Raw genomic sequence first — 26,470 nt, 5'->3', positions numbered from 1 at the left:
GAAAATCGATGGATAAATTAGAAAGAGTAAAAGAGCTTCATAAAATATTGCATGACTATAGCTACTCATACTATGTATTAGATAAACCGACAGTACCCGATGCTGTTTATGATCAATATTTGCATGAGCTGATTGCACTAGAGGAAGAAAATCCGGACTTGATTTTCCCGGATTCTCCCACTCAGCGTGTAGGATTAACTATAAGTGAAGGATTCAAAAAGGTTACCCATGCCAATCCAATGCTAAGTTTATCCAATGCATTTAATGAAGAAGATATTAGAGATTTTGACAAACGTATTCGAAACATTATTGATGAGACACCGGTCTACGTATGTGAACTAAAAATAGACGGACTTGCTGTTTCACTTTTATACGAGAATGGACAACTCGTTCGTGGAGCAACTCGTGGTGATGGAACAACAGGTGAGGATATCACAAGTAACATTAAAACGATTCGTGCTGTCCCTTTACGTTTACAGGAAAATGTAACGCTAGAGGCTAGAGGAGAGGCGTATATGCCTAAATCTTCTTTCCTAAAGCTAAATGAACAACGAGCAGAAGATGGGTTAGAATTATTTGCGAATCCGCGCAATGCAGCTGCTGGTTCCTTGCGTCAGCTAGATCCTAAAATTGCAGCAAGCCGTAATTTGTCCATGTTCATTTATGGCATGGGGGGAGACGGAGAAGAGTTTAATATTGACGATCACTCGGAAGCACTTAAGTATATGAGAAAGCTAGGATTACCTACTAATAACGAAACGAGAGAATGTCATTCCGTTGAAGAGGTTATGGCTTTTATTGAAGAATGGACGACCAAAAGAAATGATATTCCTTATGAGATAGATGGAATTGTGATTAAGGTGAATAATTACTCGCAGCAAGAGGAACTTGGCTTCACAGCTAAAAGTCCACGTTTTGCTATTGCCTACAAATTCCCTGCTGAAGAGGTAGTTACGACGATAATTGGAATCGACCTAACAGTGGGACGAACTGGTGTAGTTACTCCAACTGCATTGTTAGAACCAGCACAGGTGGCAGGTACAACAGTACAAAGAGCTTCCTTGCATAACGAGGATCTTATTCGCGAAAAGGATATACGAATAGGCGATCGAGTAATCATTCGAAAAGCTGGGGACATCATCCCAGAAGTAGTGGGAGTAATCCTTCAAGAAAGAAAGGATAATCTAGTCCCTTATGAAATGCCGACAAACTGTCCTGCATGTGATAGTGAACTGATACGTATTGAAGAAGAGGTCGCTCTACGATGTGTTAATCCGCAATGTCCAGCTCAAATTCGTGAAGGAATTTATCACTTTGCTTCCCGCAATGCGATGAATATAGAAGGTCTAGGTGGTAAGGTTGTAGAACAGCTCTATAGAGAAGAACTTATAAAGGATGTTTCGGACTTATATAAGCTTACGATCGAGGACTTGGTAAAGCTAGAGCGAATGGGTATGAAATCTGCTACTAATCTTGTCGAGGCTATTACAACTTCAAAATCCAATTCAATGGAGAGAGTATTATTTGGATTGGGCATACGCCATATTGGTGAAAAGGCTGCAAAAATTCTTTCTGAAAAGTTCCTAGATTTTGATGCACTAATGCATGCTACACGAGATGAAATTACTGACATTCATGAAATTGGTGAAAAGATGGCAGATTCTCTTGTAACTTATTTTGAACAGGAAGAGGTTCAAAAGCTAATTGATCGATTAAAAGAAGCAGGATTAGCAATGAGATACACAGGTAAGGTTATTGATGCTGCTACAATGGAAAACAGTCCATTTGCCGGTAAAACGGTTGTCTTAACAGGGAAACTCACACAATTGACACGTCCAGAGGCAAAAGAAAAAATAGAATCATTAGGTGGTAATGTAGCTGGCAGCGTAAGTAAAAAAACAGACTTAGTTATTGCAGGAGAGGATGCTGGATCTAAGCTAGAAAAGGCTACTAGTCTTGGTATTGAAGTCTGGGATGAGCAAAAGCTATTGGACCATTTAGAAGGATAAAAGGAGTTAAAAGCATGACCAAAAAATATTTAGTGTTAGCTCTTTTGATTTTGGCGTTAGTTATAACGGGATGTACTCCGAATCAAAAAAACGATACAGAAGTTGTGCAAAATACGGAGGAAGAAGCGAAAACAGTCGTGATTCCAAGCATTCAGCTGGATGAAACCTATTATCGTACTTTGATGCCGTATGAAGAGAGTGCAAGCAGAGGATTAGTTGTCTCAAATCTTAATACGAAATACGACATGAAAGAAGTAGAATTAGGTCTATTTCGAATTTCTCAAACAGAATTTTCACCAGATAAGTATATGTTCCAAGAAGGACAATACTTAAAAGGAGATACTTTAAAATCTTGGCTTGCAAGAGAGGGACAAACAAAGGATGGGTTAAATCCGAATGCAGAGGGTCTAACAGGGGAAGAAAAAGCATTAAAAGCACCTGTTTACATTACACATATTGTCGAACAAAACTATCTAGAGGTCGTAGATAATAAAGCTAGACTAGCGGGTGTATCTGTAGGTCTTTCCTTAAATTCAATTTATTATTATACAAAGGAAGAATATGGGGCAGAATATGAACAAGCCTTAACAGATGAGCAAATCAAGCAAAATGGGGAAAGAATAGCTAAAGAAGTTGTAAGTCGTATGAGGAAAATTGCTGGCTTAGAAGAGGTACCTATTGTTGTAGGTTTATTTAAACAAAATAGTAATAATGCTATTGTTCCAGGTACTTATTTTGAATACGGTGTTGCTTCTAAAGGAGGGAATTTGTCTGATTGGAAGCCTATCAATGAAGAATATATTATGTTCCCGTCTTCCGATGCTGAAAAAAAATATCGTGACTTAAATACAATCTTTAGTAACTTTAAGAGGGATGTGGAAGAGTATTTCTCTAATTATACTAGTGTTATTGGCACAGGATACTTTAAGGACGAGCAACTACAGAAGCTAACTATTGAAATACCAATACAGTTTTTTGGTTCTGCAGAGTTAATTGGATTTACACAGCAGCTTGCGGGATATATGAAAGCCAATTTCCCTGCTTCGATGAATGTAGAAATTCAAGTGAACTCATTGGATGGTGCTGAGGCATTGCTAGTTAAAGAGGCTGGTGAAGAGGACGCATTTGTTCACATTTATAACCATTAAGGAAACGATGCGTACTCTGTTCAACTAGTGTGAAAAATGATATGATTATTGTTATGGTTTATTGAATTCGGAGGTGTAAAAATTGGCGAATATTTCAAAAGAAGAAGTAAAACATGTTGCGCATTTAGCTAGACTTGCTATTACTGAAGAAGAAGCGGAGATGTTTGCAGAGCAACTAGCTGCAATTACTAAGTTTGCAGATGAGCTGAACGAATTAGACACTACTGATGTAGCTCCAACTACTCATGTATTACCATTAGTGAATGTGCTTCGTGAGGACAAATCAGTACCTGGCTTAGAACGTGAGAAAATGATGAAAAATGTTAAAGAAGAAGAAGCAGGACAAGTAAAAGTACCAACTATTATCGAATAAGAAAAAGTTAGGAGGGCATCTGATGACATTATTCAAACATTCAGCAGTAGAACTTCAAGATTTGATCAAAAAGAAAGAAGTATCTATTGAAGAGCTAACTGCTGAATCCTATAAAAGAATTAATAAAGTGGACGGAGAAGTTCAAGCTTTTCTAGCGTTAAATGAAGAGCAAGCAACTGCTCAAGCAAAAGAAATGGATCAAGTTCCTTTCGAGGAAAGAGGCCCCCTTTTCGGAATGCCAATCGGAGTAAAAGACAATATCGTAACAGAAGGTATTGAAACTACTTGTGCAAGTAAAATTTTAGAAGGCTTTAACCCTATTTATGATGCAACTGTTGTACATAAACTACGTGATGCTGGATTAATAACAATTGGTAAGTTAAACATGGATGAGTTCGCAATGGGCTCTTCGAATGAAAACTCTGCCTTTAAAAACACAAGAAATCCTTGGAATTTAAATCATGTACCTGGTGGATCTTCAGGTGGTTCGGCTGCAGCTGTAGCAGCAGGAGAGGTACCATTTTCATTAGGATCTGATACTGGTGGATCTATTCGTCAGCCAGCTTCATTCTGTGGAGTGGTTGGGATGAAGCCAACATACGGCCGAGTATCACGTTTTGGATTAGTGGCATTTGCTTCTTCTTTGGATCAAATCGGACCTGTTACACGTAATGTAGAGGACAATGCCTTTTTACTAGAGGCTATTTCTGGTTTAGATGCAAGTGACTCTACTTCTGCAAATGTGGAAGTACCAAGCTTTACTAAATCATTAACAGGTGACATTAAAGGACTTCGTATTGCTGTTCCTAAAGAATATTTAGGACAAGGTGTCGGAGAAGCATCTAAGCAATCTGTACTTGACGCTCTAAAAGTTTTAGAATCACTTGGAGCAACATGGGAAGAAGTATCGTTACCACATTCTAAGTACGCTTTAGCAGCTTACTATTTATTGTCTTCTTCAGAAGCTTCCTCTAACTTAGCTCGTTTTGATGGAATTCGTTATGGCTTCCGTGCAGACAACGTAGAAAACTTAATGGAGCTTTATAAAGAAACTCGTGCACAAGGCTTTGGTGATGAAGTAAAACGTCGTATCATGCTAGGAACTTATTCACTTAGCGCTGGTTCTTATGACGCTTACTACAGAAAAGCACAGCAAGTACGTACTTTGATCAAGCAAGACTTTGACAATGTATTTGATAAATACGATGTTATCATTGGACCAACGACACCAACTCCAGCATTTAAAATTGGGGAAAATGTTAAGGATCCATTAACGATGTATGCCAATGATATTTTAACAATTCCAGTAAACCTTGCTGGCGTCCCTGGAATTTCTATTCCTTGCGGATTCTCAGACGGTCTACCACTAGGATTACAAATTATCGGTAAATACTTTGATGAAGCAACTATCTATCGTGTGGCACATGCTTATGAGCAAGCAACAAGCTTCCATAAACAAACTCCGCAAATATGGGAGGGAGCAAAATAATGAATTTTGAAACGATTATTGGATTAGAGATTCATGTAGAGTTAAAAACAGACTCTAAAATGTTCTCACCAGCACCAGCTCACTTTGGAGCAGAACCAAATACAAATACACATGTAATTGACCTAGGTTACCCTGGAGTATTACCTGTTGTAAATAAAACAGCAGTTGAGTGGGGTATGAGAGCCGCTCTTGCACTTAATATGGACATTGCACCTATAACTAAATTCGACCGTAAAAATTACTTCTATCCGGATAATCCAAAGGCTTACCAAATCTCTCAATTTGACAAGCCAATCGGTGAAAATGGTTGGGTAGAAATTGAAGTGGGCGGAGAAAAGAAACGTATTGGTATTACTCGTCTTCACTTGGAAGAAGATGCAGGAAAGCTTACACATACAAGCAATGGATACTCTCTTGTTGACTTCAACCGTCAAGGTACTCCTTTGATTGAAATCGTATCAGAGCCAGACATCCGCACTCCTGAGGAAGCTTATGCTTATCTTGAAAAGGTTAAATCTATCATCCAATACACAGGAGTTTCTGACTGTAAAATGGAGGAAGGTTCCCTTCGTTGTGATGCGAACATTTCCTTACGTCCATATGGTCAAGAAAAATTCGGTACGAAAACAGAGCTTAAAAACTTAAACTCCTTCAACTTTGTTCGTCGTGGTCTTGAGCATGAACAAATTCGTCAAGCAGAGGTTCTATTATCAGGTGGGGTAATTCCACAAGAAACTCGTCGCTATGATGAGTCAACTGGTAAAACTCTTTTAATGCGTGTTAAAGAAGGAGCGGATGATTACCGTTACTTCCCAGAGCCAGACTTAGTGCAAATTGTCATTGATGATGCTTGGAGAGAACGAGTTCGCTCTGAAATTCCTGAGCTTCCAGATGCACGTAAAGTTCGTTATATCGAGGAGCTAGGCTTACCTGCATACGATGCAATGGTACTTACTTTAACAAAAGAAATGTCAGATTTCTTCGAGGAAACTATCGCCCTTGGTGCAGATGCTAAGCTAGCATCTAACTGGTTAATGGGTGAGGTATCTGCTTATCTAAATGCAGATCAAAAAGAATTGAAGGATATCAAGCTTTCTCCTTCTAATCTTGCTGGCATGATTAAGCTAATATCAGATGGTACCATTTCTTCTAAAATCGCGAAGAAAGTATTTAAAGAGCTTGCGGATAACGGCGGAGATGCTGCTGATGTAGTAAAAGCTAAAGGCTTAGTACAAATTTCAGACGAAGGCGCTTTACGTGAAATCGTAACGGCTACTTTAGATGCTAACCCACAATCGATTGAAGACTTTAAAAATGGTAAAGATCGTGCCATCGGCTTCCTAGTAGGACAAATTATGAAAGCAACAAAAGGTCAAGCGAATCCACCTCTTGTTAACAAAATCCTAAACGAAGAAATCGTGAAACGATAAAAATAACATGACTGGGACAAAACCTCCCATCGAAAAATAAAAGGCTCCTAAAATTTTACGAATAGTAAAATTTAGGAGCCTTTGTTTTCTTCTACAGTGGACACTTTCCGGGGGACGGCCTCAGCCTTCAACCCCAGGAGTCTCGCCATACTCCAAACAACCATCAATAAGCCTTAGAATAGCTAGATACAATAAGAAATGTGAAATAACCTAGCTATTCACTTTTTTTATTTGGTGTAATAAGTTATGTCTTAGTCATTTTTTTAAAACTGATCTAACAAAGTTGTAAATACTTTTAATTTTAATGATGCTATCATGAGATATATGAAAAGGGGGATTAGTATGGAGCTTTGTTTTATCGGCGGGGGACATGTGTTAAAAGGTGAGCTTAATGATGTTTTTGAAGAATTAGAGTGTAAAATAAGTCCGAGTACGAAAGTGCTGGTCGTGCCCTTTGCAACCGATGAATCTAGATATGAAAGTTGGATGGAAAGCCTGCAGCAGGCGTTTACACGTATTCCAAACGTGACGCTTGGTTTATTGCATGAAAAGCTACCAAAAGAAGACATGATTAATATGATGGAAGAGTATGATGTTCTTTATATTATAGGAGGAAAACCTGAGCGTTTACTTCAGGTTATTTTGGATAAAGAGCTGACTGCAGCAATTAGTAGTTTTCCAGGCTTAATGATTGGCTATAGCGCAGGTGCATTAGCTTTTTGCACAGACTGCATATTAACAAAGGATGAAGACTACCCCGACACAATTATTTTGCAGGGATTAGGATTAGTCGATTTTAGTGTAGAGGTTCACTATCGCCCAGAATCAGATGATGAGCTGCTGACTCTTTCTAAGGATAGACCAATCTATGCCCTACCAGACGGCAGTGCAATCTTCTATAAAAATGACAACATACATACGAGAATAAATGAAGTCATTACCTTTAAGAACGGGACTAAGAAAAACTGTCTCAGCCAGTGAGGGCGGCATGGACTCGGACCGACCGATTATAAGAGAAAATCGACCGATTTTTAGCCAGAACTGACCGATTATTGCATATAACCGTCCGATTATAAAAAAACACCCCTGCAGACAGGCTAGTGCAGGGGTGTTTCTATCCTTAACCGGTGAACACTTGGTCATTTGGATATTTATATTTAACCTTTTTCGGTTTAGTTAAGATGAAAAATAACGTGAGTGGTCCAATTCTACCTAAGAACATCAACACACAAATGAATACCTTGCCTAACTCTGAAAGCTGAGAGGTGATGCCCATTGAGATACCAACAGTTCCGAATGCGGAAAACACCTCAAATAGCAAAGGGAGCAGAGGAAGCTGCTCTGTTATAGTTAAAGCAAAAGCAAATATAAAAACGGTTGCTAAGCTAACTGTGCTAATAACGAGAGACCTGATAATTATTTCTCGTGAGATGGACCTTTTAAATAGCACTGGGTCCTCCTGCTGACGGAAAAATGCAAACGTTGCTGCTATGATGACAATAAAGGTAGTAAGCTTTATGCCAGAAGCCGTAGAGGCACTACCTGCACCGATAAACATGAGAAGCATTGTGAATAATAGAGATGGGTCCTCCATTTGGCCATAATCGATCATATTAAAGCCTGCCGTTCTTGGAGTTACTGCATTAAAGTAGGAGGTCATCATCTTCTCGAAGATTCCCATTTTGCCAATTGTATCATTATTATTAAACTCTAAGATTAAAAGAATAAGTGTAGCTATTGCATTTATTATTAATGTGCCCACGATCATAAGCTTGGTATGTAGTGACCATGCACGAAATTTATTTTTGCGAGAGATATCTATTACTACGACAAATCCAATTCCTCCAATGATTATTAGACTAGTAACAATCAATATAACTAGAGGATCACTAGTGAAGCCCATTAAATTGTCCGAAAACAAAGAGAAGCCTGCATTATTAAAAGCAGAAATTACGTGAAACAAACTATAATATAATGCATCTCCAAAGCCAAACCTTGGTATCCAGTGGAGTGTTAAGAAGACGATAGCAATACTCTCTGTAATAAGAACAAATAAGAGAATATGCTTAGCTAGCTTGACGATACCTCCAATAGAAGGCTGATTAAAAGACTCCTGCAAATAAATTCGGTGCTGCAAACCAATTTTTTTGCGAAGAAGAATAAGTATAGCGACTGCAAACGTCATTAACCCAATACCACCACATTGAATTAAGACTAGTAATATAATTTCCCCAAACATGGTTAGAGTACTACCAGGATCAAAAACACTGAGACCTGTAACCGTGGTAGCTGATGTAACTAGAAAGAATGCATCTACCCAGGAAATCGGAGTTGTCGTAGCAAAAGGAAGCTTCATCAAAACTGTTCCTAGAAAAATTAAGGTGGCAAAGCTACTTGCAATCACAACAGGCGGTGAAAAAGAGAGCTTTTTCTCCATTGGGACACTTCCTTTTATTGGATGTAAAATAATAACTACTTTAATCCTGAACAGGTCGCCTGTCAACAACTTGTTTGAAACAAGTGGCTAAAGAAAGTATACTTAAGGAAAAAGGGGGATTTTTCATTGAAAACTGAACAACAATATTTTGAAGAAGCTAAAACCTTAGAGCAGTATATGAATGATATGACTACCAAAAAAGAGGAATCCTTTCGTATATACGACCAGTTTCAAGTTCCAGCGGATGATGAATTCATTGAGATATTAAAAACAGAAAAGCCGCATATATTAGTTATTACAGAAGACTGGTGCGGTGATGCCATGATGAATAATGCTATCGTACGAAAGATTGCAGAAGCTGGAAATTTGGACATTCGCACTGTCTACCGCGATGAGAATCTAGAGCTGATGGACCAGTACTTAACAAATGGAGGGCGCTCCATTCCAGTTTATTTATTGCTAAGTCAGGACGGAGAAGTAATTTCTAAATGGGGTCCTCGTGCTGAAATGGTCCAAAAATTTGTGATGGAAGGAAGAGCCAAGTTTCCTGATAAGGAAGATCCGGCATTCGAAGACATCCAAAAGAAATTTTATGAGCAAATGACACAGGAATTTATAGCAAACAAAGAGTTTCACTTGGCAGTTTACGAAGAAATCCGCAGTAGCTGGCTGCCTATTCTTCAAAAATAAGCGAACCGCATATTTAAGGGAGTCGGCTTTAGTCGGCTCTTTCATATGTTAGGAACTTTTTGTGAGGAAATAGAGTCTTTATAATGAAGAAATTGTAAAGTAGAAAGGAAATCCGTATGAAGCGTGCAAGAATTATCTACAATCCTACCTCAGGGAGAGAATTATTTAAGAAACATCTTCCAGAAGTTTTGGAGGCTTTAGAAATAGCTGGATATGAGACGTCCTGCCATGCAACGACTGGTGAAGGAGATGCAATTAGTGCAGCAAAAAAAGCGGTAGAAAATAATTTTGATATAATTATTGCCGCTGGGGGAGACGGAACACTGAACGAGGTTGTTGCTGGTGTAAGTGAATTTGAAAATCGCCCAAAAATTGGTCTCATTCCAATGGGAACGACAAATGATTTTGCTCGAGCAGTTCATATTCCTCGGGATATTAAACGCGCAGTAGATATTATCGTACAGGGTGATACTATTCCAGTGGACGTTGGTCAAGTAAACGACCGTTATTTTATTAACATTGCTGGCGGAGGAAGAATTACAGAGCTTACTTATGAGGTTCCTAGTAAATTAAAGACAATGCTTGGACAACTAGCCTATTACTTAAAAGGAATTGAAATGCTTCCATCGATTAATGCCACGAAGGTTCGAATTGAATATGATGGGGAAGTATTCGAAGATGAAGCGATGATGTTCCTTGTGGGTCTAACCAACTCTGTAGGCGGCTTCGAGAAGCTTGCTCCAAATTCAAGTATTAATGACGGGAACTTCTCGTTGCTTATCTTAAAGAAAGTAAATATTGCAGAGTTTATAAGACTTGCCACTTTAGCTATTCGTGGAGAACATTTAGAAGATCCTCATGTCATTTATAAAAAAGCCCAGCACATTAAAGTGACCTCTGAAGATAAGGTTCTCTTAAATCTGGATGGAGAGTATGGGGGAACTATTCCTGCCACTTTCCAAAACCTATATAGACATATAGATGTCTTTGTTCCAATCGATGAGATTCGTGAGCAAGATAGACCATAAAATGAAGCGGTTTTGACAAAACTCTCCTCAACATAATAAGGCCTCGGAAATTTTACGATTTAGTAAAGTTTTTGGGGCTTTTATTCTAATTATCTGTAGTGTTCTTCGTAACTGCGTACGCTTTTTCAGGAGCACTTCTCCATATCTCTTCCTATAATCCTGCGGTGCTTTCGGAGGTGCTGGTCTCCTAGGAGAGTTGCCATCTCCATAAGCTAGCTTTATAAAGTAGTGAAAACGTGAAATCCAACTGCTGATTTCACGTTTTTTATTTACAGCTATGCTAAAAAAGCCAGTTTAAGAAGGAACTATTCGATTGTACAAAAATGGAGAAAAATTATTCAGGGATTGGCTCTTTTATTTTTGGTGTCCTTCGTTATCTTTTATTTTGTTCGTTCGTATTGGATTGATATGCAAATAGAAAAAAGTAGGTTATAAACAGATCTATTTGGAAGAACGGTATCCTGGAGAATACCTCACGGTAGAACGGCTATGAATGCTTGTGGAGTACTTCTGAATTACAAAATGATTCTAATAACCTTATGCATTTAGAAGTTTTAGAAGACTAATCAGTGTTTATTATGAATGCGATTTTCTCTTATTGAAGTGAACATTAGTCTGTCTTATTTTCTTGTCTATTGCAAAAAGATTTTTATTTTTTGACTTTCCTCTCTAAAAGGTTATGAATCCAATAATATTGGGAATAATTTAATAATAAATCTGGGCAACATAAAGGAGGAATGGTTAGTGTATAAGAGACAAGAGAGATACTTAATGTGGCTCGCCTTTGTAGTGGCAGGTATTATGATACTATCTATTGCTGGAAGAATTTTTGGAGGGTGAGGAGAGTCAAGTATGGGAAATGCTGATTCAGTTTTCTATAGTCGTGTCTTAACGGAGTTAACCTTATCTTTTCATATTATTTATGCGACAATCGGTGTTGGAGTTCCACTAATGATTATGATTGCTCAGTGGGTTGGTATAAAAAAGAATGATGAACATTACATATTACTAGCAAGGCGCTGGGCAAGGGGATTTGTTATTACGGTTGCCGTCGGTGTAGTAACTGGAACAGCAATTGGAATGCAGCTTTCCTTATTATGGCCGAATTTTATGGAGTTAGCCGGCAATGTGATTGCCCTACCCTTGTTTATGGAGACCTTTGCTTTCTTCTTTGAGGCTATTTTTCTTGGAATTTATCTTTACACTTGGGATCGTTTTGAAAATCAGAAGAAGCATTTATTATTGCTTATACCAGTTGCAGTAGGGGCTTCCTTTTCCGCAGTGTTTATCACGATCGTAAATTCTTTTATGAATTCACCGCAAGGATTTGACATGGTAAATGGGCAAATGGTGAACATTAATCCAATCCTAGCAATGTTTAACCCTGCGATGCCTACGAAGGTAGCCCATGTAGTGGTAACCGCATATATGACATCTGCTTTTGTACTGGCTTCCATTGCAGCCTTCCGTTTGTTAAAGGGTTCTAATCATGTTTATCATAAAAAAGCTTTGTATTTAACTGTAAAATTAGGATTAATCTTTTCAATTGCAACTGCTATTATAGGCGACTTTTCCGGAAAATATTTAGCGGAGTATCAGCCGGAAAAACTAGCAGCTGCCGAATGGCATTTTGAGACACAGGAAAATGCTGAACTTGTTTTGTTTGGAATATTAGATGATGGGGAAGTGAAATATGCTATTAAGGTACCTTATGCCTTGAGTATATTAGCTTACTCTAACCCAACTGCAGAGGTTATTGGATTGGATCAGTTCCCAGTGGATGAAAGACCTCCACTTTATATCCATTATCTTTTTAATATTATGGTAGTAATTGGGATGGGTCTGGCAGCTCTCTCCGCATTTTATTGGTTAGGTAAACGTTTAAAGTGGTCCTTTGTAGATTCTAGGTTGTTTCGATGGCTTCTCGTCTTAGGAGGACCTGCTGCTATTATTGCAATTGAGGCAGGTTGGTGGCTAGCGGAGGTAGGAAGGCAGCCTTGGATATTAAGAGGAATCATGAGGGTGGAGGATGCAGCAACAACAAGTGGGCAGGTAGATTTTATGTTAGTTCTGTTTGCTGGCCTTTACTTAGTTCTTGGAGTTGGAAGTGTTGTAGTACTTACTCGGATGTTCCGTAGAAATCCTGTTGAACAGGAGATAGAGGATAGAAAATCAGATAAAGGCGGTGATATTACATGAGTTTAGAGATTATTGGTCTCACCGTTCTATGGGCTTTTCTATTTGGCTATGTAATAGTAGGCTCCATTGATTTTGGTGCCGGCTTCTTTAATGCATATAGCTTAATAACTGGTAAACAACATATACTGAGCAATATTATTCAACGATACTTATCCCCAGTATGGGAGGTAACAAATGTATTTCTCGTATTTTTCTTCGTTGGTATTATTGGTTTCTTTCCTAAGACTGCCTACTATTATGGAACTACTCTTCTCGTACCTGTGGGCATAGCATTAATATTGCTTGGCATCAGAGGGTCCTACTATGCCTTTGAAACGTATGGATCCAGAGGACACAAAGGGTATTCTTTTATGTATGGTTTATCTGGATTGTTACTACCGGCTTCATTATCTATCGTACTAACTATTTCAGAGGGTGGTTTCGTTGATATGATCAACGGATCACCAAGTTTAAATTATGATGCCTTGTTCACTAGTCCGTTAACTTGGTCTATTGTCGCCTTAAGCTTGACCTCTGTTTTGTATATTTCCGCAGTTTTTTTAACTTGGTATGCCAATAAGGCAGGGGACCCAAAAGCAACTCAACTGATGAGAAAGTACGCATTGATTTGGTCTTTTCCAACGATTATAACTGCAGGCGGAATAATGGTAGAATTACGCTCACACAATGTGGAGCATTATAATAATATGCTTGATATTTGGTGGACGTTTGGTTTGTCCTTCCTCCTGTTCTTAGGTACCGTTTGGTTACTGTGGAAAAAGAAAAAATATGGTCTAGCATTTGGACTTCTAGCAGGACAATTTTTAATCGCTTTTTTTGCTTATGGGTATTCTCATTTACCGTATTTACTTTATCCATACTTATCTATACACGATAGCTTTACAAATGAGGCCATGGCAATTTCATTAATCATTGCATTTGTTCTAGGGCTAGCCTTATTAATCCCCTCCTTATATTTGTTACTAAAGTTATTTCTATTCAACAAAGATTATGTTAAAGGGAAAAAGAAAAATCACGCTTAGGAGGAATGAACGTTATGATGGAATTCCTAATATTCTATGCTCCCTTCATCGTACTGATTGGCTCCATTATTATAGCCTTCTGGGTATCTACCATGGATGGACCAGTAAGAGATGAATAATTGTCCAGGACCTCAGGTTGGGGTCTTTTTTTCTGCTCATTTCCTTCCCAGGTGTTAAAATAAGCTTAGAGAGGTGGAGAAATAAATGAAGTATGACGTAATATTGTTCGACTTGGACGATACCTTATTCGATTTTGGAATGACCGAAAGAAATGCATTCCATCAGTTATTTTTAGAATATGGACTGCCAAACGGTTTGCAAGATTACTTAGGCAGCTACAAGACAATTAGTAAGGTTTTATGGGAAGAATTAGAACAGGGCGTTACAACGCTAGAGCTACTTAAAATAGAGAGATTCAAACGTTTATTTTTAGAACATAATCTAAAGTTAGATCTGGAAGCAGTAAGTCATAAGTACATAGAAAATCTAGGTAGGGAAATCCACTTAATATCTGGGGTTGAGGAAATGCTGGCTAGTCTGGCTGGCTGTCGTTTAGCTATATTAACAAATGGATTTCAAATTGCTCAGCATGCTAGGATCAAGGGTTCACCATTGAAGGATGTGTTTGAAGCTATCATCACCTCAGAAGAAGCTGGTTATCAAAAGCCACAGCCTGCTATATTTGAATATACATTTAAGAAATTAGGAATAACAGAAAAGTCTAAAGTATTGATGGTTGGTGATTCTCTTACTTCTGATATACAAGGCGGAAACCAATTTGGAATAGATACATGCTGGTTTAATCCAAACCAAAAGGAAAACACAACAACTATAATACCAACATATGAAATAGAGAATTGGAGTCAGCTCAATGGAATTGTGAATGGTCAATTAATAGAGAAATAAATTAGAAAAACTCCCATTTAGTTAAAATAATTTTTTAAAATCTTCCAAATAATGTATACAATATTTCCAGTATATGCGATAATAATCTTATAACAATATTATTGTTAAAGACATAACCTGGAGTTGACCATGTTTGTGATAGCACGTAACACAAATGGTGTTACAGAAGTGTTGAAAAACTCAAATAGCCAAATGGTAAAAGTATTTTATGATTATGAAGAGGCAGAACGGTTTGTAACTCGATTAAACAAAAGTGTATTACCTAATAAACACTGGTCTGTTATAGAGGATTCGTCTATATTAAAGTTAAATGAGTAAGGAATGATTCCTTACTTTTTTTGTGTCTAAAATTAGTTGGAAATTTTTATACATAAGCTACCTAATACTATTGGACGCCGTTATTTGATATAATAATATCCATTACACAAGAACGGAGATTTAACGTGAACACACCAGTAAATAAGAATGATCAGTTAACAGTTTATATAGAGGATTTGACACATGATGGGTCAGGAGTAGCAAAGGTCGATGGCTACCCACTGTTTATCCACGGGGGTCTTCCTGATGAAAAAGCCGAGGTACGTGTTGTAAAAACATTAAAAAACTATGGCTTTGCTAAATTACTTCATATTGTAGAGCCTTCTCCTTTCCGTGTGGAAGCACCATGTCCAGTATTTTATGAGTGTGGTGGCTGTCAGCTTCAGCACATTAATTATGAAGGTCAGTTGAAATGGAAGGAAAATATGGTTCGAAATGTCATGCAAAGACTAGGTAAGATTGATGCACCAGTACTACCGGTAAAAGGAATGAACAATCCTTGGGAATATCGCAATAAATCTCAAATTCCATTTGGCTTAGTCGATGGAAAGGTGATTGCAGGGTTCTATCAGGCTAAATCACACCGCATTGCAGACACACCGACTTGTCTAATTCAATCCGATGAAGCAGACCGATTGATGAGAGCATTTAAGGAAAGTGCCTTAAAACTAGATTTAGTCCCTTACAATGAAGATACAAAAAAAGGTCAGCTACGCCACTTAGTAGTACGCAAAGGCCGAGCTACTGGTGAGGTAATGGTCGTCCTAGTGACGAGACATCCTAAGCTTTTCAAAATGGAAGCTATTATTGAGCTTATTAGAGAGGTAGAGCCAAAAGTGACCTCCATTATGCAAAATATAAACTCCAAAAATACAAATGTGATCTTTGGTGATCAAACTAACCTATTGTGGGGAAAACCAACGATTGAGGATCTAATCGGAGATGTACGCTTCGAAATATCCGCTCGTTCCTTCTATCAGGTGAATCCAGAGCAAACAGAAGTGTTATACCAGCAGGCGCTTGATTATGCACAACTTTCAGGTGGCGAGACGGTCATCGATGCCTATTGCGGTATTGGCACAATTTCTTTGTTCCTTGCTCAAAAAGCGAAGCAAGTACTTGGTGTGGAGATTGTTCCCCAAGCAATTGAGGATGCAAAAAGAAACGCGGAGTTGAACGGCTTTACGAACACGTTCTTTGAAGCAGGCCCAGCAGAGGAAGTCATTCCACGCTGGTACAAGGAAGGGAAAACAGCAGATGTATTAGTTGTTGACCCGCCAAGAAAAGGCTGCGATGAGGCACTACTAACAACAATCATCGAACAACGCCCGAAACGTGTTGTATACGTTTCCTGTAATCCAGCAACTTTAGCGCGTGATCTTCGCATCTTAGAAGACGGTGGCTATAAAACACAAGAGATTCAGCCAGTGGACATGTTCCCGCAGACGACACACTGTGAAGTTGTTACTTGGTTGGAGTTAGTGTAATAGTGAATTAAATAGCAGACGGGTTAGAGGTGTTGGTATCGCACTTCTAAGTTCCGTCTGCTTTTTATTTATGAATGAAGCAAGGCACTTATTATAAAGTGATCACCACTTTACCTTGAGCGTGACCTTCCTGGAAATATTTGAATGCCTCCGTTATTTCACTTAACTTAAACCGTTTATCAATTATAGGTTTTACTTTTCCACTTTGAAGTAACTCTTTTACATCATTTAAGTCATTTTGATTTGCTCTCTGTAATAGGCTACTCATTTTCCTGCTTCCAGTCATTGAAATAAAATTCCCAAGAATTAACGTTTGATAAAGCTGAGACTCAGAACCTCCTACGTGAACAAATTTCCCATTTGGTTTTAGAACCTTTTTATAAGCTGAAAGGGAATTAGACCCATTGACGCCGAGAACTAAATCATAGGATTCCTTATGTTGTGAGAAATCCTCTTTTGTATAATCGATGATATGATCTGCTCCTATAGAACGCAATATTTCAACGTTTCGTGAACTGCATACGCCAGTTACTTCAGCACCGAATGATTTAGCGATTTGTACCGCAAAAGTACCAACGCCTCCAGATGCGCCATAGATTAATACTTTATGCCCCGATTGAATCCCACCTTTATCTCGTAGGCCTTGTAAGGCAGTCACTCCTGCCATAGGACTCGCAGCAGCTTCCTCAAAGGAGATATTGGTTGGCTTTAAGGCTAAAGCATACTCGGGGGCCGTTACATATTCAGCAAAACCACCCCAGCCACAACCAGAGAGGTCACCAAATACTTCATCACCTACTTTAAATAACGAAACGTTTTCTCCAACCGCTTCAACTGTACCAGCTACGTCACCTCCTGGAATGGAGTATTTTGGTTTCGTTAGTCCGAACGCAAATCGGGCTAAGAAGGGTTTGCCCTTCAAAAGAACTAAGTTGCCAAAATTTAAAGATGCTGAATGAACCTTTACCAATACTTGGTTCTCAGTAGGGAAAGGTTTTTTAATCTCTTTTAATACAAGCACATCGGGCGAACCATATTGATCACAAACTATCGCCTTCATAAAAATCTCCTCCAAATGTTAATATCTTTGATTAATTTTAATAATAACAAGAGGATAAAAACCGTTCATTGACTTAAGTTAATTTCTAGATACTTTATAAATTTTTTATTTGTAAACACAAAAGGTAAGGGTGATATATAGTTCAATGATATTTGGTAAGTCAGTCTTCGGTGCTTAGTTGCTACTTTGAAGGAGGATAATTGGTGGGATGGAATTTTTTTTATAATGTATTTTTTTTAATACGTTTTTTTATTCTACTTAACGATTCAGGAGTAATTCCAAGATAACTAGCTAATTGATGTTGTGGTACACGTTCAATTAACTCGGGGCGTTTCCTTAAAATGGATTCGTATCGTTCCTCTGGAGAAGAACCAATAAATTCACCGAATTGATCTTGTATTTCACCAACGTTTATTTCCATCATTTTACGGATCATTATTTCAAGTTGTGGGTATTTGTTTAACATCGTATTTTCAGAATCAATATCACCAACAACTAATCTGCAATCTTCAACACAGACTAATGAATACTTTGATAAGTCACCTTGAGTCTTTTCGTTGATAATTGGAATAGCTTGTTCTTCAGTAAAAAAATTTGATGTTACTTCTTTACCTGATTCATCTATAAAAAACTGCCTAACACACCCTATTAATACGAAATAACATTTAATAGCAGAAAGTTCTCCTTGTCTAAGAAGATATTGTCCTTTTTTATATTCATCAATTCGTAAACTTTCTGAGATTGCCCGCTGTTCATCTTCGCTGATTAAAGTAAAGTCAGACATATATTTTAATAGTATATCCATCATGTATTCTCTCCTTTCTAATTAAGGCAATTTAAATGTATCTTATCATTTCAATACCTTTAACCGTTTTACCTTTTTAGATAGAAACACAATCGAAATAGTATCTCTTTTACTATTCAATTAACGGATGCTTTAGTAAAGAAAGGATTTATAATAAAGCATATAAAAATTAGTCTTATAACATTCCAAAATAAAAATTTAGGCATATTAAAAGGGCTAGGTTCTATGATTGTAGGACCTAGCCAATTACTTAAACCTACCAGCATCAATGTGTTGCCACATACATTCCACACATTATGAAGCGGTTGCTTGGTTGGAGTTAGTTTAATAGTAAATAAAGCCAAAAAGCAGACTGTTTAGAAGGGTATTGTCCGTGTGCTTGTCATCTCCGGGGATGGGGTATTCTGGTTTCGTTAGTCCGAACGCAAATCGGGCTAAGAAGGGTTTGCCTTCAAAAGAACTAAGTTGCCATAGTTTAAAGAAGCTGAATGAACCTTTACTAACACCAATTCCCTTAACTAGTTAGGAGGTTATTAGAATAAAGTAATCAACTTTTGAATATTAAATAGGAAGATATTCCATTCGAACGGGAGTGTTGTACTTGAGAATCCTTGTAACTGGTTCAACCGGAAAATTAGGGTCGGCTTTGTTAAAGCAGTTAAAAGATTTAGATTATCAGGTAAAAATAACTTCGAGAAGAAAACCAGAAGGAGAAGACTTCACATGGGTTTACAGTGATTTATTATCAGGTAAAGGTTTAGAAGAAGCAGTAAAAGATGTTGATGTCATTATTCACGCAGCAACTAGTCCGATAAAAAATTCTAAAAGCATTGAGGTTGCTGGGCTAGAAAAATTATTAAGCAAGCTGAATCATATACAACTTTTTATTTATCCATCCATTGTAGGAATTGAGGAAATCCTCTTCCAATATTATAGACTTAAATACAAAGCAGAAGAATTATTAAAAAATAGTTCTGTACCCTATACAATTGCTCGTGCAACTCAGTTTCATAGCTTTGTTGAGGATTTACTCTTATCAAAACCTTTCTTTAAAAGATATATAATCCCTGGAAGGGTGAAATTTCAAAGTGTCGATGTTAATGAATTCGCTAGATATTTAATCGATTTAGTTAATGAAGGTCCACAAGGTAAATTAGATGATTTTTGTGGACCAGAGATAATGACATTAAGAGAAATGGCGGAGTTAAAAATTAAGGTGAACAATGTAACCAATGATGTTTTAAGAATTCCTTTCTCAGGAAAACTATATAATTCTTTAATTGAAGGGAAAAATACAAATCCTCTGCAGAGAAAAGGAATAATTACTTTTGAGGAATATCTAAGGAATAAACTGAATTAAATTACTGAGTGGATTTATCAAGAAGGTGTCAAGTAAACAGTATATAATGTGGTTTCAATTTTTTTGAAAGGAATGGAATTGAAAATTGTAAATTTTTTCTCTTGTGCATTACTCAGCATAGCTCTTGCTTCCTCTTAATATCTCTAATTTCTTTGTATTAAAGCCTTTTATGATTAACCATGTTGCCAAACTTAACTCATAGATAGCGATTGGCAAGGCGATAATTCCCTTTATAGTAGAGAATGAGCCAATGATACCAAACATATCGAGTAATCCGGCAAGGAATACCATAACAGCCGTCAACATTCCGAATATCGCTAGTCGTTTTGGTATGATTTCCGTTTTATTTAATAAATAACTGTACAAGAGTGTATTCAAGCCGAGCATCAAGTTTGGTCCCAATATAGCAGTCCAAGCATGAAATGATTGAAGAACGCTTCCTATTTGATGATATGCTCCTTCATTAACAAATTGTCCAACTCCGTAATCAGAACTAAGACCTAGCAAACCTAATATACTCACTACGCCCATCGCTATAAATACAGCCTCCATAAATCGAAAACAAAGATAAGCCAATGCGGAATGTTCATTCCATAATCGTACATACGGAAATAACATAACAGCGGTTCCAACTGCCGTCACAATGAGCAAGATGTCATTCATTACACCAACCAAAATGGCTGTTTTCGAACCATTCACCACAGCCATATACCAATCTCCTGATAGTAACGGCTGATACAATAGTACAGCAATAACAGCACTGGCTGCAGCCACGATATAAAATATACCGATTAATATTCCATTCACTCTATCCTTTTTCACTACGTTTACCTCCTTGAAATGATTTCTCCTTATTTGCAACGTTATATTCTGAATAACCTAGGAAGGGAAGGAACCCTTATGGATCATTATAAAATTATTGAAAACTCGTTAACTTTTATTGAAGATCATATGGAGGAACCTTTGTCAGTGGAGTCTGTATCTAAAAATTTCAACATGTCGAAATTTTATTTTCATAGACTTTTTTCCGCAATTATGGGTTGTTCCTTGAACCAATACATATTGTCGAGACGGTTAAATAGCGCGGTTAAATTAATACAAGAAGATCGATTATCATTGACGGAGATTGCCTATCAGTTAAACTTTGGATCACAATCCTCATTCACTCGTGCTTTTAAACGCCAATTTAAACTACCTCCTAGCTCACTGAAAGAAGAAGATACCGACATATCTCCAGAACCTATACCTTCAGTCGTTAAACGCCCTTTAAAAAACATTAATGGTGATGTAGTAACAGAATTTACCTTAACGGAATTCGACGCTATCAGATTGACGGGCATCGCATTTGAAGTTGATTTGGCATGTGAAGATTACAAAGCACAGATTCACGCTCATTCGAAAATGCTATTAGATACAATAGATGAGACCATATCTGGACCTTGTTTTATGGTCTATTCCAATTGCCATCCAAATTCAACTCGTTTCAATGCTTTGTTTGGCATTCCATGTGACGTACAAATAGATAAACCGTTCTACTTCAACGTAGATGTGCCCCCAATATTTTGTGCTAAGTTCCAATACTCTGGTGACCTTCTTGATGTAGGGGATGTGTTTAAAACCGACTTCGCAAGATTTTTAAAAATTGCAAAGCAAGAAAGAGAACAATCAGATATTGAACTAATTCAAGTTTTTAGAGGCGTTCATCATCCTGATTCGGACTATCATATATTTACTCCTATTAAAAAGCTGCCGATTGATTCAAATTATTAATTTGGATTGATGATAATCACAATTTATATGATTCTGTTTGAATTGGCCAAATCCATTGATCTAAATTTATCACTGCAGTACTTTTTCCACTATCCATATCTTGCTGTAAAAACAATTATTTTACTTCATGAACGACTCCAGATATTGTGAAGAAACGATTAGATAGCTATTGTTAGGGGATAATGTTAGCATCCTTTGTTGAACTTTTCTGAGTAAAAAAACATAGAACTACTCCACACATGTGAGAAATTATATTGATATACTATACTAGCTAGGTAGTTAATAAAATCGTCTTTGACCATCCGATATGGCATTGCTTATGAGTGGCCCAAACCAATAAGAAAACAGACAATGTAAAGTTTGTTCTAGATAAAATATAGAGAAAAATTCAAGCCTGTTAAAATTATCTTTAAACAAGGTTTATTAAAAGGAGAAAACATGCAAACGATTAAAAAATACTTTGGCGAATTTAATATGACATGGCCAAAAGTTATCATTTTAGCTGTTATTACAGCATTATATACTGCATTGATCAATCAGGTTTCATTTTTACAAGACACCTCCTTTCAGGACATAGCCGTTTATCCTGACTGGTGGTTTCTATTTGCTATATTTATCATTGTTAACTGCAAAAAGTGGTGGGAAGCCTCGCTTAAATGTTTCGTGTTCTTCCTTGTCAGCCAGCCCCTCATTTATTTGATTGAGGTTCCGTTTTATGCATACGGTTGGGACATATTCCGTTATTATGATTATTGGTTTAAAATTACCGTCCTGACCTTACCTGGTGCTGCAATAGCATTCCAACTTAAAAAGAAGAACTGGATCAGCGTTTTAGTTTTGTCTGTGGCTACTGGGTATCTTTCTTGGGCAAGCGTGCACTATTTCAGAGCTGCACAGGCCAATTTCCCGAATCATCTGTTAAGCGCCGTATTCTGCCTTGCTCTGGCAGTTTTTTTTGTTTTTATTTTGCTGGATAAGAAGAAGCATCGCATCACTGCCCTTGCTATTATAGCTGCCGTTTTTATTGCAGTTTTTGCCTTCACCAAAATAGATGACACTATGGAAATGTACCTTGACGAGGGAAAATGGACCTTCTCGGCTGAGGATAAATCAGTTGTAACTGTGGAGATTGTAGAAGGGAACCATGTGACGATGTCAGCAATACACGATGGCACTACTTTTATCCGCTTTGAAAACACTGCCGGTGTCGAAAGAAACTATCTTGTTACTGTAAGCGGTGGCAGCATATGGATTGATGCGATTGACGAAGATTGAGCTTTTACTTCATTGAATGGGGAAACTAATCCTAAAATTAGCCTTCGAAGTACTTGGTTTAGAGCGAGTGTATGTTGGATACGAGGTTAAGAATAGTGCTTCTGGAAAAGTATTTAGTCGTTTAGGCATGACATGTGAAGGAATCCTTCGTAAAAGGGAAATGATAAAAGGAGAACTAGTAGATAGTATATATCATTAGATAATATTAAAAGACGAGTATTTAAACATCGAAAAATGAGAATAGGACAGGTAGTACATGGTAAAGAATAATTTTAGTATTACTATTTGTTAATACGAAAAGAACATCCAAAAGATGACCCCGACAGTTGAAGGGTCGTCTTTTTGGTTTAGAGAAAAGGTTGGGCGGAGAATGTAAAATTGACATTTCTTATTAATTACCATATAATGTCAAAAAAAGTTGCTAAAATGGCAGTTTACAGAAAGTTTGTTTATTGTGTAAAGTTACATTATTTTAATGAGACTTTTGTAGATAGTGAATGGTTGTTGCATAGGATAATAGTTAAGGAGATGATTCAAATGAAAAAATTAATACTTTGCACTATCACGCTCTTACTAGTCTTATTAACTCTTTATGCTTGCAGTGACGAACAGGAGGAAAACAAAACAGACATAGAAGAGCCAGGGGAAGGTATTATCGATAGTGAAAACGAAAGCAACGAAAACGAAGTAGATCCAATTTCCATTGGAAAAATTGAAAATTATGAGGGAATGGAAATTACCGACTGGATCGATGAGCATACTGTTGTTCTTGCAAAAGAAAACCAGGAATTTGAAAAAATGAGTTTGTTAGAAAATGCAGAGTTCTATCCTAGAAGTATATATACGTACAATTTGGACACAAAGGAATTTAAAACGATTAAAGCTCAAAAAGATATGTTTCTCGGTGGGGCAACTTTGTCTCCGGATAAAAAACACCTCTTATATTATGAAAACTCTATTGGAGATATCGCCTATTATATGATGAGTTTAGGGGAAGGGGAGAAAACGCTTGTTACCGAGGATATTATTGGTAGTGTCTATACCGCTGAGTGGACTGACGAGAACCAGGTAATCGGTGCTTCCTATGCGGGTGGTGCAGTTATGGCTGATACGGAGGGGAATGTAACTCCGATTGCCGAGCTTCAGGAGGAGCAGTTGTTTAATGTTCATAAAATGCAAGAAAAAATCTACTATATAACAACAGAAAACCCTTCCTTTCAAGTATATAAGATGGATTTGAAGACCAAAGAAGAAAAGAAGCTTCCATTGGAAAATGCAGAAAGAATCACACTTTCTCCGGATGGAAATCAATTACTTGTTACGCAGATAACAGGGAATACGAAAAAGCTAATAATTGCGGATACTGATGGAAATATACAAAGTACAATTGCGGAAGGCTCTGATGTGACAGGTGCGTCCTGGTCTCCGAATCAGCAAATGATTGTATATCAGTCAAACTCTGTCATAAACGGTGAAGAAGTTAGTGGACTATACCTATATGAGGTATCAACGGATGCATCCATACAAATTGTTCAAGACATTGGAAATGTGAAAACCAAATGGAGTCCTTCAGGCAAAAAGATTTCCGTTGTTGAATTGGACGAAAGAATTTATAACAGCAGTATTATAACTATTAAATAGTGAAGGTTACAGGTTTTGCTGGTGGTAAAGGAGCATTTCAGAAGTTACGTATACTTTAAAAGATATAGAAAAAGCAGATCGTCTAGAAGTGCTAAAATGCATATCTAGACGATCTGCTTTTATCTTTATGGTCAAATGGGTACAAGATAGTATCATAGATGAATTTTAGACAAAATAGATCGAAATATCGTCTAAAATTTTCTGATTATTTAACTGTATAATTTACCCTTTTAGTGTATATTTAGGTTAAGTGAAAAATAATAAGTACGCTGTAAGGACTACTTTAGTTGAAAGGAATGTATTATGAGAAAAATTATCTTATCGACAGAGAGTGGAGCGGATCTACCGGAGGACCTGGTAGAAAAATATCAAATTCAAGTGGTACCAATGCATGTCGTCATGGATGGGAAAGATTATTTGGATGGGGAGCTGCCTGTAGAGGATGTCTTCGATTATCATAGTCGCACAAAAAAAATTCCATCTACAACAGCAACGAATGTACATGAGTATCAAGAGTTGTTTACAAAAATTAGAACAAACTTTCCTGAGAGTATCATTATTCATATTGGATATACGTCAAAAGCATCTGCGTCCTTTCAAAGTGCACTAATTGCAGCAGAGGATTTTGAAAACCTTTACCTGGTCGATACGCTAAATGTCACAGGAGGTCTAGGCGCAGTGGTGTTGTATGCGGCCGCCTTACTAGAGGAGGAGCCTAACATAGATCATGTTAGCCTCATAGAAAAAATAGAAACTGTGGTTCCAAAAACAAAGCTGGCTTTTATCCCTGGTAGCTTAGACTTTCTAAGATCAGGTGGACGGGTAAGTAACATGGCTTACATTGGAGGGTCTTTGCTAAAAATAAAGCCATGCATTGAATTAAAAGAAGGAAAGCTTGTTTCAACTAGAAAATACCGTGGGAATATGAGCAAAGTGGCGGAAAAGCTCATAGAAGATTATTTGAACCAATATGATATTGATCGAAAGCAGCTATACCTGATTTACTCTATCGGACTCGATGAAAGTATTAAGAGTCGAATAGATGAAATGGCCAAGGAAGCAGGCTTTAGAAATATAACATGGATGCAGGCCGGCGCCATGATTTCTACCCATGCTGGACCTGGAGGATTTGGAATTGCAGGGATAGAAAAGTAGAAAGTATAAAAACATGCAGCCTCATTAGGCATGATTATTCCAGAGACATATTCAACGGTAATTGGGATAATTATTGTAGCGGCGATTTTTATTATTAATCATCTTAGAAGCAAGAAAGCTCCTAACGTAATTACAGTAGGATAAGCGAATAAAAGGATGCTCTCAAGGTCACTATGACTGATGAGAGCATCCTTTTTAGTCATAATAAATATATTCCACAAGAGCATCTAATCTATCCTAAGTGACGTAACCTGTATCGAGTGTTATTTACGAATTAAGATAATCAATCATTATTAGAGCAAGAAAGGCTGTTTAATGGTATCCTTAATAAGTAAATTTTAACGTGAATAGGAGAACTACATGATTGAAGTAAAAAAGTCTGAAGTAAGTGATGGCGAATTTAACAGAGGATTATTTGCAACTAGAGATATTAAAAAAGGTGAGCTTTTACATGAAGCCCCGGTCATTTCTTATCCTAACGAGCAACATAAGTATATAGAAAAAACTACACTAGGTGATTATGCCTTTGAATACGGTATCGGAAGATCAGCTATCCTTCTCGGTTATGGGATGCTGTTTAATCATTCGTACGAGCCAAATGCTACCTACGAGATTAATTTTAAAAACGAGACATTCGACTTTTATGCGTATACCGACATAAAAGCTGGAGAAGAGATTTTCATTAATTATAATGGTGACGAGGATGACCAAGAAGAGCTTTGGTTTAATAAAGAATAGAAAAATTCATCTAGCTTATGCTAGATGGCAGAGTGTAGACAAAAGGGTTGGAAATCGAAACGATTTCCAACCCTTTTGCTATTATCACAGTTTACATTCTGGAAAAAGAGCTAATTCAACTCTCGATTTT

At 37.3% G+C, this 26,470-nt stretch carries 23 protein-coding genes and 1 pseudogene; 19 read left to right on the top strand and 5 right to left on the bottom strand.

Annotated features, from left to right (window positions below; all coding sequences use genetic code 11):
* Positions 1–8 precede the first annotated feature (8 nt).
* The 6 genes from ligA to MKY09_RS15895 all read left to right on the top strand — a co-directional run bounded on the left by ligA (position 9) and on the right by MKY09_RS15895 (position 7,430).
* Positions 9–2,009: an NAD-dependent DNA ligase LigA gene (gene ligA, locus MKY09_RS15920; RefSeq protein WP_342567091.1), complete on the top strand. Its 2,001-nt coding sequence runs from the start codon at positions 9–11 to the stop codon at positions 2,007–2,009.
* A gap of 14 nt (positions 2,010–2,023) precedes the next feature.
* On the top strand, positions 2,024–3,157 hold the full coding sequence (locus tag MKY09_RS15915) for a CamS family sex pheromone protein (protein WP_298470076.1): 1,134 nt from the start codon (positions 2,024–2,026) through the stop codon (positions 3,155–3,157).
* Between the two features lie 82 nt (positions 3,158–3,239).
* On the top strand, positions 3,240–3,530 hold the full coding sequence (gatC, locus tag MKY09_RS15910) for an Asp-tRNA(Asn)/Glu-tRNA(Gln) amidotransferase subunit GatC (protein ID WP_169360564.1): 291 nt from the start codon (positions 3,240–3,242) through the stop codon (positions 3,528–3,530).
* A gap of 22 nt (positions 3,531–3,552) precedes the next feature.
* Positions 3,553–5,019 (top strand): Asp-tRNA(Asn)/Glu-tRNA(Gln) amidotransferase subunit GatA, encoded by a 1,467-nt coding sequence (gatA, locus tag MKY09_RS15905; RefSeq protein ID WP_169360565.1) that lies wholly within the window; start codon positions 3,553–3,555, stop codon positions 5,017–5,019.
* Positions 5,019–6,449 carry an Asp-tRNA(Asn)/Glu-tRNA(Gln) amidotransferase subunit GatB gene (gatB, locus tag MKY09_RS15900; protein WP_342567090.1) on the top strand — a complete coding sequence of 477 codons (1,431 nt, stop codon included), beginning with the start codon at positions 5,019–5,021 and terminating at the stop codon, positions 6,447–6,449. The genes gatA and gatB overlap by 1 nt, the downstream gene beginning before the upstream one ends.
* A 342-nt stretch (positions 6,450–6,791) precedes the next feature.
* Complete coding sequence (locus tag MKY09_RS15895; protein WP_342567089.1) at positions 6,792–7,430, top strand: Type 1 glutamine amidotransferase-like domain-containing protein; 639 nt, start codon at positions 6,792–6,794, stop codon at positions 7,428–7,430.
* Between the two features lie 139 nt (positions 7,431–7,569).
* Here the strand turns inward: MKY09_RS15895 and MKY09_RS15890 are convergent, their stop codons facing one another.
* Positions 7,570–8,886 carry a TrkH family potassium uptake protein gene (locus MKY09_RS15890; protein ID WP_342567088.1) on the bottom strand — a complete coding sequence of 439 codons (1,317 nt, stop codon included), beginning with the start codon at positions 8,884–8,886 and terminating at the stop codon, positions 7,570–7,572.
* Between the two features lie 126 nt (positions 8,887–9,012).
* Here MKY09_RS15890 and MKY09_RS15885 point away from each other — a divergent pair, with 126 nt between their 5' ends.
* From MKY09_RS15885 to rlmD, 7 genes are all read left to right on the top strand, one after another.
* A complete protein-coding gene (locus MKY09_RS15885; protein ID WP_169360569.1) occupies positions 9,013–9,576 on the top strand; it encodes a thioredoxin family protein in 564 nt (187 codons plus the stop codon).
* A 116-nt stretch (positions 9,577–9,692) separates the two neighbouring features.
* Entirely contained in the window at positions 9,693–10,604 is a 912-nt protein-coding gene (locus MKY09_RS15880; RefSeq protein ID WP_169360570.1) for a diacylglycerol kinase, read from the top strand.
* 852 nt (positions 10,605–11,456) lie between these two features.
* Entirely contained in the window at positions 11,457–12,803 is a 1,347-nt protein-coding gene (locus MKY09_RS15875) for a cytochrome ubiquinol oxidase subunit I (RefSeq protein ID WP_169360571.1), read from the top strand.
* Positions 12,800–13,825 carry a cytochrome d ubiquinol oxidase subunit II gene (locus tag MKY09_RS15870; RefSeq protein WP_298470066.1) on the top strand — a complete coding sequence of 342 codons (1,026 nt, stop codon included), beginning with the start codon at positions 12,800–12,802 and terminating at the stop codon, positions 13,823–13,825. Before MKY09_RS15875 ends, MKY09_RS15870 begins: the two co-directional genes overlap by 4 nt.
* 204 nt (positions 13,826–14,029) lie before the next feature.
* Entirely contained in the window at positions 14,030–14,731 is a 702-nt protein-coding gene (locus tag MKY09_RS15865) for a YjjG family noncanonical pyrimidine nucleotidase (protein ID WP_169360573.1), read from the top strand.
* A gap of 129 nt (positions 14,732–14,860) precedes the next feature.
* Complete coding sequence (locus tag MKY09_RS15860) at positions 14,861–15,049, top strand: hypothetical protein (protein ID WP_251556542.1); 189 nt, start codon at positions 14,861–14,863, stop codon at positions 15,047–15,049.
* 125 nt (positions 15,050–15,174) lie between these two features.
* The gene (gene rlmD / locus MKY09_RS15855) at positions 15,175–16,536 is read left to right on the top strand and encodes a 23S rRNA (uracil(1939)-C(5))-methyltransferase RlmD (RefSeq protein ID WP_342567087.1); all 1,362 of its coding nucleotides are present in this window, start codon (positions 15,175–15,177) and stop codon (positions 16,534–16,536) included.
* A 91-nt stretch (positions 16,537–16,627) separates the two neighbouring features.
* Here rlmD and MKY09_RS15850 read toward each other — a convergent pair whose 3' ends face one another.
* The 3 genes and pseudogenes from MKY09_RS15850 to MKY09_RS15840 all read right to left on the bottom strand — a co-directional run.
* A complete protein-coding gene (locus MKY09_RS15850) occupies positions 16,628–17,596 on the bottom strand; it encodes an NAD(P)-dependent alcohol dehydrogenase (protein WP_298470057.1) in 969 nt (322 codons plus the stop codon).
* A gap of 220 nt (positions 17,597–17,816) precedes the next feature.
* Positions 17,817–18,404 carry a Crp/Fnr family transcriptional regulator gene (locus MKY09_RS15845; protein WP_251556536.1) on the bottom strand — a complete coding sequence of 196 codons (588 nt, stop codon included), beginning with the start codon at positions 18,402–18,404 and terminating at the stop codon, positions 17,817–17,819.
* Positions 18,405–18,782: 378 nt separating this feature from the next.
* Positions 18,783–18,907, bottom strand: a pseudogene (locus MKY09_RS15840) (NAD(P)-dependent alcohol dehydrogenase); the annotation flags it as partial.
* Positions 18,908–19,002: 95 nt separating this feature from the next.
* On the opposite strand from MKY09_RS15840, the gene MKY09_RS15835 reads away from it, so the two are divergent.
* Entirely contained in the window at positions 19,003–19,761 is a 759-nt protein-coding gene (locus tag MKY09_RS15835) for an NAD(P)H-binding protein (RefSeq protein ID WP_298470054.1), read from the top strand.
* Positions 19,762–19,869: 108 nt separating this feature from the next.
* On the opposite strand, the gene MKY09_RS15830 is transcribed toward MKY09_RS15835, so the two are convergent.
* Positions 19,870–20,583 carry a DUF4386 domain-containing protein gene (locus MKY09_RS15830; RefSeq protein WP_298470052.1) on the bottom strand — a complete coding sequence of 238 codons (714 nt, stop codon included), beginning with the start codon at positions 20,581–20,583 and terminating at the stop codon, positions 19,870–19,872.
* 78 nt (positions 20,584–20,661) lie between these two features.
* On the opposite strand from MKY09_RS15830, the gene MKY09_RS15825 reads away from it, so the two are divergent.
* From MKY09_RS15825 to MKY09_RS15805, 5 genes are all read left to right on the top strand, one after another.
* Entirely contained in the window at positions 20,662–21,531 is an 870-nt protein-coding gene (locus MKY09_RS15825) for an AraC family transcriptional regulator (RefSeq protein WP_298470050.1), read from the top strand.
* A gap of 438 nt (positions 21,532–21,969) precedes the next feature.
* Entirely contained in the window at positions 21,970–22,806 is an 837-nt protein-coding gene (locus MKY09_RS15820) for a hypothetical protein (RefSeq protein WP_298470048.1), read from the top strand.
* Between the two features lie 537 nt (positions 22,807–23,343).
* On the top strand, positions 23,344–24,447 hold the full coding sequence (locus tag MKY09_RS15815) for a hypothetical protein (protein WP_298470046.1): 1,104 nt from the start codon (positions 23,344–23,346) through the stop codon (positions 24,445–24,447).
* 303 nt (positions 24,448–24,750) lie between these two features.
* Complete coding sequence (locus tag MKY09_RS15810; protein ID WP_298470044.1) at positions 24,751–25,602, top strand: DegV family protein; 852 nt, start codon at positions 24,751–24,753, stop codon at positions 25,600–25,602.
* 360 nt (positions 25,603–25,962) lie between these two features.
* Positions 25,963–26,340: an SET domain-containing protein gene (locus MKY09_RS15805; RefSeq protein WP_251556469.1), complete on the top strand. Its 378-nt coding sequence runs from the start codon at positions 25,963–25,965 to the stop codon at positions 26,338–26,340.
* Positions 26,341–26,470 lie beyond the last annotated feature (130 nt).

The sequence above is a fragment of the Psychrobacillus sp. FSL K6-4046 genome (assembly GCF_038624605.1).
Taxonomy (GTDB): Bacteria; Bacillota; Bacilli; order Bacillales_A; family Planococcaceae; genus Psychrobacillus.
This window is presented reverse-complemented; position numbering and strand designations above follow the sequence as displayed.

What these genes read in the sequence shown, in the direction of transcription:
- MKY09_RS15850 (WP_298470057.1), bottom strand. Translation starts at nt 17,596, where the DNA reads ATGAAGGCGATAGTTTGTGATCAATATGGTTCGCCCGATGTGCTTGTA.
- MKY09_RS15895 (WP_342567089.1), top strand. Translation starts at nt 6,792, where the DNA reads ATGGAGCTTTGTTTTATCGGCGGGGGACATGTGTTAAAAGGTGAGCTT.
- MKY09_RS15875 (WP_169360571.1), top strand. Translation starts at nt 11,457, where the DNA reads ATGGGAAATGCTGATTCAGTTTTCTATAGTCGTGTCTTAACGGAGTTA.
- MKY09_RS15860 (WP_251556542.1), top strand. Translation starts at nt 14,861, where the DNA reads ATGTTTGTGATAGCACGTAACACAAATGGTGTTACAGAAGTGTTGAAA.
- MKY09_RS15810 (WP_298470044.1), top strand. Translation starts at nt 24,751, where the DNA reads ATGAGAAAAATTATCTTATCGACAGAGAGTGGAGCGGATCTACCGGAG.
- gatB (WP_342567090.1), top strand. Translation starts at nt 5,019, where the DNA reads ATGAATTTTGAAACGATTATTGGATTAGAGATTCATGTAGAGTTAAAA.
- MKY09_RS15820 (WP_298470048.1), top strand. Translation starts at nt 21,970, where the DNA reads ATGCAAACGATTAAAAAATACTTTGGCGAATTTAATATGACATGGCCA.
- MKY09_RS15915 (WP_298470076.1), top strand. Translation starts at nt 2,024, where the DNA reads ATGACCAAAAAATATTTAGTGTTAGCTCTTTTGATTTTGGCGTTAGTT.
- MKY09_RS15815 (WP_298470046.1), top strand. Translation starts at nt 23,344, where the DNA reads ATGAAAAAATTAATACTTTGCACTATCACGCTCTTACTAGTCTTATTA.
- MKY09_RS15865 (WP_169360573.1), top strand. Translation starts at nt 14,030, where the DNA reads ATGAAGTATGACGTAATATTGTTCGACTTGGACGATACCTTATTCGAT.
- MKY09_RS15805 (WP_251556469.1), top strand. Translation starts at nt 25,963, where the DNA reads ATGATTGAAGTAAAAAAGTCTGAAGTAAGTGATGGCGAATTTAACAGA.
- ligA (WP_342567091.1), top strand. Translation starts at nt 9, where the DNA reads ATGGATAAATTAGAAAGAGTAAAAGAGCTTCATAAAATATTGCATGAC.
- MKY09_RS15880 (WP_169360570.1), top strand. Translation starts at nt 9,693, where the DNA reads ATGAAGCGTGCAAGAATTATCTACAATCCTACCTCAGGGAGAGAATTA.
- MKY09_RS15825 (WP_298470050.1), top strand. Translation starts at nt 20,662, where the DNA reads ATGGATCATTATAAAATTATTGAAAACTCGTTAACTTTTATTGAAGAT.
- MKY09_RS15890 (WP_342567088.1), bottom strand. Translation starts at nt 8,886, where the DNA reads ATGGAGAAAAAGCTCTCTTTTTCACCGCCTGTTGTGATTGCAAGTAGC.
- MKY09_RS15845 (WP_251556536.1), bottom strand. Translation starts at nt 18,404, where the DNA reads ATGATGGATATACTATTAAAATATATGTCTGACTTTACTTTAATCAGC.
- MKY09_RS15870 (WP_298470066.1), top strand. Translation starts at nt 12,800, where the DNA reads ATGAGTTTAGAGATTATTGGTCTCACCGTTCTATGGGCTTTTCTATTT.
- gatA (WP_169360565.1), top strand. Translation starts at nt 3,553, where the DNA reads ATGACATTATTCAAACATTCAGCAGTAGAACTTCAAGATTTGATCAAA.